Genomic DNA, 12,405 nt, shown 5'->3' with positions numbered 1-12,405 from the left:
GGAGCTAACAGCAATGGCAAAAAAACTAAAAGTACAGCCAATTGGTGGGCCGCCGAGTGACGTCGAACAGCTAAAAGACGAAAGTAATTATTTGCGCGGTTCATTAGTTGAATCGCTGTCCAACCGTATTACAGGCGGATTGCCTGAATTGGACAATCGTCTTCTCAAATTCCACGGCAGCTATATGCAGGATGACCGTGACTACCGCAACGAGCGTGAAAAGCAAAAGTTGGAGCCATACTTTCAATTTATGCTTCGTATCGTTACGCCTGGCGGTGTATCGACACCGGAGCAATGGCTTGTTATGGATGAGCTGGCTGAGAAATATGGAACAGGAAGCCTTCGTGTCACGACACGTCAAGCTTTCCAGCTGCATGGCGTATTGAAGTGGAATTTGAAAAAAACGATTCAAGAAATCAATGAAGCTTTGCTTACTACTTTGGCTGCTTGCGGTGACGTTAGCCGTAACGTTATGTGTAATCCGAACCCGTACCAATCGGACATCCACAACGAGGTTTTTTATTGGTCGCAGCAGCTGACGACACATTTAGCGCCTAAAACGCCTGCGTACCATGAGATTTGGCTCGATGGGGAGAAGGTTGTAGACAGCTCGGAGCAAAATGGTGCAGCTGTTGAAGTAGAACCGATTTACGGCCATGTATACTTGCCGCGTAAGTTCAAGATTGGTATTGCAGTACCACCATCGAATGATGTGGATGTGTATTCGCAGGATCTTGGCTATATTGCAATTGTGGAAAATGGCAAGCTTGTTGGCTTTAACGTCTGCGTCGGCGGTGGTATGGGTATGACACATGGAGATACAGCAACGTATCCGCAGTTGGCTCGCGTTATCGGCTTCATTACACCTGATCAAGTACTTGATGTAGCGGAGAAAACGGTCACGATTCAGCGCGACTATGGCAACCGTTCTGTGCGTAAAAATGCACGTTTCAAATATACGGTCGACCGCCATGGTTTGGAATGGTTTGTAGAAGAGCTTCATGATCGCTTAGGCTGGGAGCTTCAGCCTGCACGTGAATTCCATTTTGAAAATACGGGCGACCGCTATGGCTGGATTAAAGGCAAAGACGGCAAATGGAATTTGACGCTGTATGTACAAAGCGGACGCATTGTGGATATTGAAGGCTACAAGCTAAAGACGGCTTTGCGTGAGATCGCCAAGATTCATACAGGAGATTTCCGTCTGACTGCGAATCAGAATTTGATCATTGCTAATGTGAGCAGTCAGAAGAAGACGAAAATCGTTGCGCTGCTCAAGGAATACGGCATTGAAGAGGGTACGCAGTATTCAGCTCTTCGCCGCAGCGCGTTGTCCTGTGTGGCTTTGCCGACATGCGGTCTTGCTATGGCAGAGGCTGAACGTTATTTGCCGTCGCTAATCGACAAGCTTGAGCCGGTAATGGAGCAAGCGGGACTGCGCGATGAAGAGATTACTATCCGTATGACAGGCTGCCCGAATGGCTGCGCACGTCCTGCGTTGGGCGAGATTGCGTTTATTGGTAAGTCGCCGGGCAAATACAATATGTACATGGGCGCTGGTTTCTCTGGTGATCGATTGAGCAAGCTGTATCTCGAGAACATTGGCGAAGAGGAAATAATCGGTACACTTACACCAATTATTAACCGCTATGCGGCTGAGCGTGTTAGTGGCGAGCATTTCGGTGATTTCGTCATTCGTGCTGGCTATGTGAAGGCGGTAACGGACGGAACGAACTTCCACGATTAATGGAGCTTATAACGAAGGCGATGCAGTGATCATACTGCACCGCCTTTTTCATTTGCATGCATACAGACGAATAGCGAAAAGGAAATACATTGGATTCAGCGAACATACTATTACGTATCACGTATCCAAGGGCTGTAATCTGCAGCGTAGAATGGTGGTTAATATGGACACTTCAATGATATCCACGAAACTATATATACCTCAAACTAGGTCGCATGTTGTGAAGCGCTCACGACTGATCGATAAGCTGGATAAAAGTGCGAAACATAACAAGCTAACACTAATTTCTGCCTCTGCCGGATATGGAAAAACGACATTGGTCAGCGACTGGCTTGCATGTTGTAAATGGGCTACTGCTTGGCTATCGTTGGATGAAGGGGATAATGATCCAACTCGATTTTTTCAATATTTATTTGCTGCGTGGCAGAGGATGGTGATTAATGACGAAGAAACAGCGGGGCCGTTAAATATCGTTCACTCTCCACCGTTGCCTTCAATAGATCTGCTGCTACCTATGTTGATTCATAAAATGACAGCTACGACTGAGAATTGTCTCGTTGTACTGGATGATTATCACGTTATTCAATCCGAAACGATTCATCGTGCAGTTGCGACACTGCTAGAGCGCATGCCGGATCATGTGCATCTGATTATTATTTCACGTGAGGAGCCACTTCTGCCCTTGTCGAAATTACGAGCTAGAGGGCAAGTAACGGAGATACGAGTATCCGATTTGCGGTTTACGTATTCTGAAGCGGCAGAGTTTTTAGAGCATACAATGGAGTTGCATCTTTCCCCAGAGGAAACTGCTCTGCTAGAAACTCGCACAGAAGGCTGGATTGTAGGTCTGCAATTAGCGGCTCTTTCTATTAAAAATAAAGACGAAGCCGCGGGTTTAATCTTGTCTTTTACCGGAAGTCAAAGGTTTGTAATCGATTATCTAGTAGAGGAAGTATTGCAACGGCAATCAGCAAATGTTCAACTTTTTTTGATGCGTACTTCCATTCTCGATCGATTATGTGGATCGTTGTGTGAGGCAGTTATACACTCGGGAGATGGGGAGCCGAATGGTCAAGATGATTCTGGTCAATACATGTTGGAATATCTTGAACAGTCAAATTTATTTATCATACCATTGGACAATGAGCGGCGTTGGTATCGTTATCACCATCTTTTTGCTGATTTCCTGCGTCAGCGCTTCTGTCGGCATTTGATTGCTACTACACAAAATAAGAACCAGTCTGTAGCGGAATTACATCTGCGAGCTAGTGAATGGTATGAAAATCATAGTATTGAGATAGAGGCTTTTCACCATGCTGTAGCAGCTCATGATATTGAACGCGCCGTTCGTTTATTAGTAGGGAACGGAATGCCATTATTGTTTCGCGGAGCCGTGGCACCTGCGTTAACATGGTTGGACTCACTTTCCCATACGCAGCTCAATGAGCAACCTGTACTGTGGGTACTATACGCTTCGGGATTGTTAATTAGCGGTCGCGTATCAGAAGTTGAATCGAAGCTGAAAGCCGCAGAACATGTGATACAGCTTGCAGGGAAAAATGAGGCGAATCGAGATCTCTTAGGTCATATTGCATCTATTCGAGCTACAATTGCAGTGAGCAAGCATGAGGCAGAAACAATTCTCATCGAGTCTCGCCGTGCTCTAGAACTTGCATCCCTCAATAACATTCCCGTTCGCACTGCAGCCACATGGTCATTGGGATATGCCTATCAACTCCAAGGAGATCGAGATTCGGCGAGCAAGTGTTATATGGATGCTCTATCAAGTAGCCAGAAGATTGGACATGTTATCATCACAATAATGTCTTCACTTGGTCTTGGTATGTTGCGGGAATGGGAAAATCAACTAAACATGGCGGCTGAAACGTACCAATACGTTCTGAAGTTGGCAGGGGATACACCGCTCCCTGCTGCTTGTGAAGCACATTTGGGTCTAGCGCGTATTTGCTATGAATGGAATGACCTGCAAACTGCTTTGCAGCATGGTCAAGTAAGCGTTCAGCTGGCAAAGCAGCTCGAACATACGGATAGAGCGGTTGCGGGTGAAGTGTTATTGGCAAAGTTGAAGCTTGTACAAGGGGATGTAGGCGGAGCAGCCGCGACTATTTCGAGAGCTGAGTATGTGGCTAACCAATACCATTTTAAGCATCAGCTTCCGAATATTGCAGAGGTGCAAGTTCATATGTGGATTCAGCAAGAACATGTGACAGCAGCGCATACTTGGTCTAAGAAATATAACCTCCCCCTAAGTCAGGCACGAGTACACTTGGCTCAAGGTGATACGGCTACTGCACTTGCGATAGTAGAAGCGGCTATTCAGAAAGTCGAGGGAAGCGAATCAAAGGATGAACGACTCAAAATTATCATCTTGCTTGCAATTGTGTTGTATGCTCATGGTGAACAAACAAAGGCTTTGGGAGCTATAAGAGAAGCTTTAACGATGGGGGAGCCTCATGGATTTATTCGTAGTTTTATAGATGAAGGTATGCGGATGAAAAAGCTGCTAGGTGAAGCGTCAGCTCATAGAATTATGCCACATTATACGGCTAAATTGCTTGCACAATTTGTTGGTGAGGATCAAATTCATCCATCTATATGGAATGAACGGCAACTCGATCCAGAACGGGTACTTATCGAGCCGTTGACTGCACGAGAGTTGGAAGTTCTGTACTTAATCGCACAAGGACTATCGAATGATGAAATTAGCAATCAATTATATATAGCTCTACCTACAGTGAAAGGGCATAATCGTGTCATTTTTGAGAAATTGCAAGTCAAACGTCGTACAGAAGCCGTTGCACGTGCTCGTCAGTTAGGTTTGTTATAAAAAGAAGATCCGCAAATCGACTATTTTCATCCTAGCCATTATGCAAGATTCAAAACCATACTTTAGTATCTGCACATGGTTCCTTTATTGACGGTATACTCATTGAAAATAAAGTTCAGGAGGAAGACAATGAGAGCCATCGTATGCACAAAGTATGGAACGCCAGAAGTGTTAGAGCTTAAAGACGTCATGAAGCCAGTCCCGAAGGAACATGAAATACGAATTAAAGTCTATGCCACAACGGTAACGACAGGGGATTGTAGAATTCGAAGCTTTACAAGTCCGATTTTACTCTGGTTACCGATGCGAATTGTGTTGGGTTTTACGAAACCAAGAAATCCAATTCTAGGCGTAGAGCTGGCAGGGGAAGTTGAAGCAATAGGGAAAAAGGTGAAGCGATTCCAAGTTGGTGATCAGGTGTATGCATTAAGCGGGATGCGCTGTGGCGCACATGCTGAATATATTTGCATGTCAGAGCATGCAGTAGTTGCGTTAAAACCAACCAATGCAACGTATGAGGAAGCTGCAGCGCTGCCATTCGGTGGAACAACGGCATTGCATTTTTTTAGAAAAGGAAATATCCGAGCAGGGATGAAAGTGCTGATTTATGGAGCGTCAGGTTCCGTCGGAACAGCTGCTGTACAGCTTGCTAACTATTTGGGAGCAGAAGTTACGGGAGTGTGCAGCGGCAGAAATACAGACTTAGTGAAGTCACTCGGAGCGGAGCATGTCATTGACTACACCAAAGAGGATTTTACGGAAAGAGCAGAGAAATTCGATATTATCTTCGATGCGATCGGGAAAAGTTCGAAGTCTGATTGCACAAAAGCACTAGCTCCAAAAGGAAGATTTCTGACTGTAGATGGGCAAGGAGTTGCTAAAGTGAGTGCGGATGACTTGGTTTTCCTTAAAGAGCTGATGGAGAAAGGCGATATGAAAGCTGTCATCGATAGGCGCTATTCACTGGAACAAGTTCCTGAGGCTCATAGGTATGTAGAAACAGGCCGCAAGCGTGGAAATGTAGTGGTTCATGTGCATCCTAAGCATAAAGAGAGGCATTAAAGAGATTGCGATGTTCGAATTTTGCATTACTGATCGTAATGTAGAGATTCGGACTTTTTTTGTTATATCGAAAGATAGTAAGAATGTAAAGCTAATATAAAATAGAAGCTAGCTAGGATAACATTTTGATGCTAGAATTTGTTAATGTATTTATTTCCCATAGCGATCGACCAACTAGATAAAATATAAAAATGATGGGGGAAACGTATCATGCAACAAGTTGAGCTAATTGAGGTAGACGATGCTAATGTACACAATGGAGGTTGTTATTGCCTTCGCAGCAAGCCTAATTCTACAGGTTACATGAATAAGAATGAGTGGTTAATGAGTAGGTTCCAAGAAGGATTGAAGTATATCAAGATTATGGATAACAAAAAGCCAGCGGGATTTATTGAATATACGCCGATTGAATATTCTTCGCGAGTTGTCTATGGTGAAAATTATATCGTGATTCATTGTTTATGGGTTCAAATTACGGGTAAAGGCTATGCTTCAAAGCTGATACATCAATGCATTCAAGAGGCTAGAGAACAAAATAAAGCAGGCGTTATCGTAGTTACCAATTCTAACACGTCTTGGACGCCAAGCAAGGATATTTTTATTAAAAATAATTTTGTTGAAGTGGCTCAAGCACCTCACGGTTTCGAGCTGCTCGTTCATAAGTTTGGAGCATCACCAGATCCTTATTTTCCAAATGACTGGGATGATCGACTTGTAAGTTTTAAACAATTAACAGTTATGCGAACACAGCAGTGTCCATTTGTTGATGTGGCAACTACGAATATGATGGAAGCGGCTAATAAACTAGGAATTCCTATACATATCATTGACATTCAAAATAGAGAAGAGCTGTTGAGGATTTCCCCTACTCCTTATGGTATTTATGGTGTTATCTATAACTCAAATCTAGTTACTTATCATAGGCTTACCATACACTCGGCTATGAAAAGGCTTAAAGAACTAATGTCCTATTGAGGCACAGAGAGAGTCTATTTTACACAGGAAAGGTTGAACGATATGACGATATATCACTTTTACCCCATGACCAAAGAGTATGCTTCTATTATCTGCACTTGGAAGTACTCAGCTCCATACTCCATGTACAACATGGATGATAGCAACGAATGTATTTGCGAGCTTATGAATGACGAGTATTTTTACGCTTTGGATAGCGATAACCAATTAGTAGGTTTTATTTGTATGGGGAATTCGGCTCGTGTACCAGGTGGTTATCCAACGGGTATTTATGAACATGATGATCGGCTTGATATTGGATTAGGGCTTAGACCTGATTTTACAGGAGAAGGAAAAGGTCAGCAGTTCTTGCTGCAAGGTATAGACTATTTGAAGCAGCATCACTATGCGCAGAACCTTCAGCTGGTAGTGGCAGCATTTAATGAAAGAGCGATTACAGTATATGAGCGTGCTGGTTTCGTGCGTGGAATGAGCTTTATGAGCAGGATAGGTAATAAGCAGGTAGAGTTTTTGTCTATGACATTGGCTTTGTAGAGGATATTTAGCATTGACTGGCGAGCAACGTGTGCACTCAAATATAGACAAGATGAGAAGGGAAATTAAGACATCCTGAAAAAATTGAAAAGCTGCGTATTCGTTACGATATTACTGTCAATTTTCCTTGCCAGTACCGTGTATGGAACGACTTGGGAAGATTTAAAGCCAGAAGAAGTAGTAAAAAGAGCAACAATCGTCGTCGAAGGGAAATTTGATTTTTATACCTATTATACAGATGGAACTAGCAGCTTAACCATTGGATTTGCTTTTAAAGCAGATAAACTCTATAAAGGTCATGAGTTTGATTTGATAATGGTTGCTGCCGATGAAAATGATAAGGAATGGATAGAAAAGCATCAGAAAATAACGGGAGATTCGTTTTATTTTTAGAAGATAAAGAAGAGGATATTCTTTTGACTAAAGTAGGTGGGCCAAACGGGATGATTCGTATTCAAGACAATAAAGTACAGCACTATAATGAAAGTGAGCAACAAGTGTTTCAACAATATTTAAACAACACACCAAGTAGCACGCCTACAGTGAGTCATGATAGTCATATGCCAAATATCACAAATCACAAACCAAATAAACAAAGTACTTACTATTATTCTCATTCTAGTCGTTCCGATAATAATTTATGGCGTAATAAAAAAAGATCAAGAAGACACGAATTAATAACGAAAAAAATCTACACGATTACGGGGCGGTTGTGCAGTTTTTAGGTACAGCGCTCTCACATTCTGTTCTGACAAACGGACACTCGATGCTCACAAATTAGATTGGACGAAAAGAGAGACACTAATTTATAGCAAGGAGTGATGGTGGTGAATGATGACCTCGATTTTAATAAGCAAATGCTTTTTCTAATTGAAATAGATAAGCTCAAAAGCATTGAAAGAAGGACTAAGCTTATTAATGGTTCCCGCCAAGAGAATGATGCGGAACATTCGTGGCACCTTGCTGTGATGGGACTTATTTTACATCAGTATTCCAATCAAGAAGTTGATTTGTTTAAAGTTATAAAGATGCTGCTCATTCACGATATTGTAGAAATTGATGCCGGAGATACTTTTGCTTACGATAGTACTGGGCATCTCGATAAGTTTGATCGGGAGCAGCGAGCGGCGACTCGAATATTTGGATTACTCCCGGAGCATCAAGGGGCAGAGCTTATAGATTTATGGCTAGAATATGATCGTAAGGAAACAAATGAGGCGAAGTTTGCGGCATCTTTGGATAGTTTGCAACCGCTCATACATAATCATTTGAATCAAGGTGAAACGTGGAAGAAAAATGATATCACAAGCGATACAGTATTAGACCGAAATTGTAAAATTGCGAAGGGCTCTGAAAGATTATGGGAGTATGCGCAAGAAATGATTGAGAAATCAGTAGAACAAGGATTTTTAAGTAAGTAATGCATTGGAGATTGATCATACCTATGCGTAGTAGGGGATTTCTTCTGCTTATTATTTTTACATATAATCTAGATTACAGGAGTGGCAATAACCATGAATCTGCGCTTAACCAATGCTGATGATATTGAACAACTTGTAAGAATGAGATGGGACTTTTCAAACGAATACAGTCTGAATAAGTTTGATGAGGATGCATATGAGGAGTTTGCTGTAGAGTGCAGATCCTTTATGAAGGATGCCATCGTTTCTGATAAATGGTTTATTTGGGTTGCGGAGCAAGAGGGTCTGATTCTTTCTCATATTTATATGGAACGAATTGATAAGGTACCTAGGCCGGGAAGAAAAACGAATCCTTTTCTCTATATGACCAATGTCTACACGTTGCCTGAACATAGGGGAAATAGAATCGGAGCTCAATTACTGAAAAAGATTGAAGAGTGGTCGCGAACGAATCATTATGAATTTATTATCGTGTGGCCAAGCGAATGGAGTGTAGAGTTTTATGAACGTAATGGTTACAAACGATGTAAGGAACCAATGGAATTGATGTTAGATTAAATTCAAAGGGGGTATTTATTTGAATCTGTTGTCCAAAATGGCACAACATAATGGCTTGAATATTCATTTTCTAGATTCTTTTAATGATGCTGATCCTTCTCTGACTCCTATTGTTATATGCCCTGGCTTGTCGGAAACAGCCGGAGAATACGTCGATTTGCTACAGTTTCTATTACCGCGAAGAGGGGTCGTGCTCTCGTTTAGAGGCAGAGGGAAAAGTGATACGCCGCAAGAAGGGTATGATTTGGAACATCATGTATCTGATATTGAAGCCATTGTTAAAGAAGCAGGCGTTGAGTATTTTCATCTTTTTGCATACTCTCGGGGCGTACCTTATGCGCTAGAATACGCGAATCAACATACTCCTCTTATTGCCTCAATGATCATGCAGGATTATCCACCTGAACATAAAGCGATGTCGACGGAATGGGCAGATGATTATATTAATAACTACTTAATCCCAGTCGGTAGAGAAATGAATATTCGTCAGGAAACGGTTCGTGGTATTCAACGTGAATCGACTCAAAAATCGATCTCTGTGAATTTTGATCGTCCGGTTCTTGTCGCTAAAGGCTTACTGAAAGGTTCATTGTTGACGGATAATGATCTTGAGCGATATAAGAAACAATTTCCCCATCTACATCTCCATGAGTTCACGAAAAGTGGGCATGACATCCGAAGAACAGAGAAAGCGGCACTTTATAGCGCGATAAATGATTTTTTAAGTTAGATAGAGACCGTGGGACAGTCCATGCGTACCATTTTATTATCCCCTATGCGGAGATCGTGGGAGGTCATGACATACTTCGTTACTTCCTTCCTTCTCCACTTCCATATTCACTATACGCTGAGTACTGGAAATGCACAAATGTGTGACAAATAAAGCGTTACTTGTTATACTCAATGCCCCAAATGTATCTGATGTACCTAATGTAAGCAATATACTCAATGTACTCGTTGTAGGGAATGCAGCTAATGTACTAAATGTCGCTAATCTACGAAATATCTTCAATGCACTCTGGTACTTCCTCTAACGGTTGCTATTGACGCTATTTTTACGAAATTGCGCATCAATGAATTTTAACGGGCGTCAGTGCGCTTATTTTAGCAATTTTGGCATGTGTCGCCGCTTTTTCTGGCAAATAAGCTCTCTGACAACCTTTAAACCTCAAAATAAGCAAATATAAGCTTAATAGGCTCTGTGGCAACCGTTAGTGCAATTTTGCTGTAGCAAACGTTCTCGCTGGAGAGAATAAGAATAATAGAATTATGAAAGTTAATGGTAGGGTATGGGTAACGGGCAACTCTAAATCTGTGCAATGTCTATATGAAACAGTTGTACTAGTTCCAGCTCTAGCTCTAATCCTAGCCTTCTGCTGCCAGCATATTTGCTGAATAATTTAATTGTCCAGCTCGGTTTTTTAAGGACAAGAAAGTAATTAATTGGCACGAGATGATTACGGGTGGGTATATGGGGATTTAGTAGCTTTGATGGACGATTACGAATAAAACGAAACGGATTTAGAAATAGTGGTTAATATTATTCCGTTCAACTTGTACTTGTCCTTTTAAATGATTGGCCTATATGGATTAAGCAATCACACTTCATTCCCATTTCTTAGTGTATACGGAAAGTATTGCTCCATGTATAATGATACAACGTAATTTTAGCACTGGTCGATTAAAGGGGAATAACGACAGATGGAGTTTTATAAACAACGAATATTGCCAGCTTCTAGACAAATGAAAGACTTAGAAAAAGCGATTGCCTCTCCATATGAGTATCTTATCCTGTTGGATATCCATGTGGCACAATTAAAATATGCCGTTGATATGGTGCGCAAAGCAGATAAAAAACTGCTGCTCCACTTGGATCTAATCCAAGGCTTACAAAGTGATGCGTATGCTACAGAATATTTATGTCAAGAGTACCGTCCGTACGGCATATTGTCGACGAAAGGAAATGTCATTCAGCGTGCGAAGCAAAAAGGGGTTGTCGCTGTTCAGCGGATGTTTCTCATTGATAATAGTGCGTTGGAGAAAAGTTATAAGCTGCTTGAAAAAACACAGCCGGATGTCATTGAAGTACTGCCAGGAGGAATGCCCGATGTCATTCGCAAAGTCAAAGAAAATACACAATTACCGATCGTAGCGGGCGGATTCATATCCACACGAGAAGATGTGGAGCGTGCATTGGGTGCTGGAGCAGAAGCGGTAACCACATCGAATAAGCAGTTGTGGACAAAATATGAAAAATAGTGATTGACAACGCTTACAAATATGAATAAACTATGAATTAAGTTAATACTTGTTACGGAGACTTGGAGATCTACTTTCAGAACACATTTATCCTCTCAAGGGATAAGATGTGTACTCGATCGTGGGTCTCTTTTTGCGTTCTCCTTAGCAGAATAAAATGTAACAACAGTGAGGATTTTACAGGAGGGCTAATTATGTCAGCATTTTGGGCCGAAGTAATTGGAACGATGATTTTAATCGCGCTCGGCGGCGGCGTCTGTGCAGGTGTATCACTTAAAAAGTCTTTTGCTGCAAATTCAGGTTGGATCGTTATTACGTTAGGTTGGGGTTTAGCCGTTGCAGTAGCAGCCTATTCCGTTGGTTCGTTTAGTGGAGCGCACTTGAATCCAGCTCTTACCGTTGGACTAGCTTTCACGGGGAGCTTCCCGTGGGCGGATGTACCATCTTACATTGTCGCGCAGATGATAGGTGCTATATTGGGAGCAGTAATTGTATACTTACATTACTTGCCGCATTGGAAAGTAACTGAGGATCCAGCTACAAAATTAGGTATATTCGCAACAGGTCCTGCTATCAATCATCCATTTTCAAACGTAATTAGTGAAATGATCGGTACTTTTATTCTCGTTCTCGGTATTTTGGCAATCGGTGCAAATAAATTTGCAGATGGGTTGAATCCATTTATCGTCGGATTTTTAATTGTTAGTATAGGTTTATCGCTAGGTGGTACAACAGGTTATGCTATCAACCCGGCACGTGACTTGGGTCCAAGGATTGCTCATTTTTTGCTTCCGATCCCAGGTAAAGGGGGCTCGAACTGGAAATATGCATGGGTTCCAGTAGTAGGACCGTTGCTAGGCGGTTCACTAGGTGGGTTGTTTTATAAAAATGTATTTTTAGGTGAATCGGATTCGATGTTGTGGTTAGTGTTAGGTATAGCGATGGTTGTTCTAATTGGAGCACAGCTCCTTTCGAAGCGAACAGCAAACTAAAGTGCATAT

Annotated in this window: 12 protein-coding genes; all 12 read left to right on the top strand. The window is 42.0% G+C overall.

Annotated features, from left to right (window positions below):
* Positions 1–13: 13 nt before the first annotated feature.
* Positions 14–1,747: an assimilatory sulfite reductase (NADPH) hemoprotein subunit gene (cysI, locus tag IFO66_RS13250; protein WP_192025596.1), complete on the top strand. Its 1,734-nt coding sequence runs from the start codon at positions 14–16 to the stop codon at positions 1,745–1,747.
* A gap of 220 nt (positions 1,748–1,967) precedes the next feature.
* The gene (locus IFO66_RS13245) at positions 1,968–4,595 is read left to right on the top strand and encodes a winged helix-turn-helix domain-containing protein (protein ID WP_337913029.1); all 2,628 of its coding nucleotides are present in this window, start codon (positions 1,968–1,970) and stop codon (positions 4,593–4,595) included.
* Positions 4,596–4,724: 129 nt separating this feature from the next.
* A complete protein-coding gene (locus IFO66_RS13240; protein WP_192025594.1) occupies positions 4,725–5,657 on the top strand; it encodes an NAD(P)-dependent alcohol dehydrogenase in 933 nt (310 codons plus the stop codon).
* Positions 5,658–5,867: 210 nt separating this feature from the next.
* The gene (locus IFO66_RS13235; protein WP_192025593.1) at positions 5,868–6,632 is read left to right on the top strand and encodes a GNAT family N-acetyltransferase; all 765 of its coding nucleotides are present in this window, start codon (positions 5,868–5,870) and stop codon (positions 6,630–6,632) included.
* A 42-nt stretch (positions 6,633–6,674) separates the two neighbouring features.
* Entirely contained in the window at positions 6,675–7,166 is a 492-nt protein-coding gene (locus IFO66_RS13230; protein WP_192025592.1) for a GNAT family N-acetyltransferase, read from the top strand.
* A gap of 84 nt (positions 7,167–7,250) precedes the next feature.
* The gene (locus IFO66_RS13225; RefSeq protein ID WP_225445746.1) at positions 7,251–7,559 is read left to right on the top strand and encodes a hypothetical protein; all 309 of its coding nucleotides are present in this window, start codon (positions 7,251–7,253) and stop codon (positions 7,557–7,559) included.
* The gene (locus IFO66_RS13220; protein WP_192025590.1) at positions 7,511–7,891 is read left to right on the top strand and encodes a hypothetical protein; all 381 of its coding nucleotides are present in this window, start codon (positions 7,511–7,513) and stop codon (positions 7,889–7,891) included. The genes IFO66_RS13225 and IFO66_RS13220 overlap by 49 nt, the downstream gene beginning before the upstream one ends.
* A gap of 96 nt (positions 7,892–7,987) precedes the next feature.
* Positions 7,988–8,587: an HD domain-containing protein gene (locus tag IFO66_RS13215; RefSeq protein WP_192025589.1), complete on the top strand. Its 600-nt coding sequence runs from the start codon at positions 7,988–7,990 to the stop codon at positions 8,585–8,587.
* Positions 8,588–8,680: 93 nt separating this feature from the next.
* Positions 8,681–9,145, top strand: coding sequence for a GNAT family N-acetyltransferase (locus IFO66_RS13210; RefSeq protein ID WP_192025588.1), 465 nt, complete (start codon positions 8,681–8,683; stop codon positions 9,143–9,145).
* A gap of 19 nt (positions 9,146–9,164) precedes the next feature.
* Positions 9,165–9,875, top strand: coding sequence for an alpha/beta fold hydrolase (locus tag IFO66_RS13205; RefSeq protein ID WP_192025587.1), 711 nt, complete (start codon positions 9,165–9,167; stop codon positions 9,873–9,875).
* A gap of 971 nt (positions 9,876–10,846) precedes the next feature.
* On the top strand, positions 10,847–11,404 hold the full coding sequence (locus IFO66_RS13200; RefSeq protein ID WP_192025586.1) for a glycerol-3-phosphate responsive antiterminator: 558 nt from the start codon (positions 10,847–10,849) through the stop codon (positions 11,402–11,404).
* A 194-nt stretch (positions 11,405–11,598) separates the two neighbouring features.
* Positions 11,599–12,396 (top strand): MIP/aquaporin family protein, encoded by a 798-nt coding sequence (locus IFO66_RS13195; protein WP_192025585.1) that lies wholly within the window; start codon positions 11,599–11,601, stop codon positions 12,394–12,396.
* Positions 12,397–12,405: the final 9 nt, after the last annotated feature.

This window comes from Paenibacillus arenosi, from assembly GCF_014841135.1.
In the GTDB taxonomy this organism is placed as follows: domain Bacteria; phylum Bacillota; class Bacilli; order Paenibacillales; family Paenibacillaceae; genus Paenibacillus_B; species Paenibacillus_B arenosi.
Note: the sequence above shows the minus strand (reverse complement) of the source record. Positions and strands in the feature narration are given on the sequence as shown.

Excerpts from the sequence above, each read along its gene's own strand:
- cysI (WP_192025596.1), top strand. The coding sequence starts at position 14 with ATGGCAAAAAAACTAAAAGTACAGCCAATTGGTGGGCCGCCGAGTGAC.
- IFO66_RS13240 (WP_192025594.1), top strand. The coding sequence starts at position 4,725 with ATGAGAGCCATCGTATGCACAAAGTATGGAACGCCAGAAGTGTTAGAG.
- IFO66_RS13235 (WP_192025593.1), top strand. The coding sequence starts at position 5,868 with ATGCAACAAGTTGAGCTAATTGAGGTAGACGATGCTAATGTACACAAT.
- IFO66_RS13230 (WP_192025592.1), top strand. The coding sequence starts at position 6,675 with ATGACGATATATCACTTTTACCCCATGACCAAAGAGTATGCTTCTATT.
- IFO66_RS13220 (WP_192025590.1), top strand. The coding sequence starts at position 7,511 with ATGGATAGAAAAGCATCAGAAAATAACGGGAGATTCGTTTTATTTTTA.
- IFO66_RS13215 (WP_192025589.1), top strand. The coding sequence starts at position 7,988 with ATGGTGGTGAATGATGACCTCGATTTTAATAAGCAAATGCTTTTTCTA.
- IFO66_RS13210 (WP_192025588.1), top strand. The coding sequence starts at position 8,681 with ATGAATCTGCGCTTAACCAATGCTGATGATATTGAACAACTTGTAAGA.
- IFO66_RS13200 (WP_192025586.1), top strand. The coding sequence starts at position 10,847 with ATGGAGTTTTATAAACAACGAATATTGCCAGCTTCTAGACAAATGAAA.
- IFO66_RS13195 (WP_192025585.1), top strand. The coding sequence starts at position 11,599 with ATGTCAGCATTTTGGGCCGAAGTAATTGGAACGATGATTTTAATCGCG.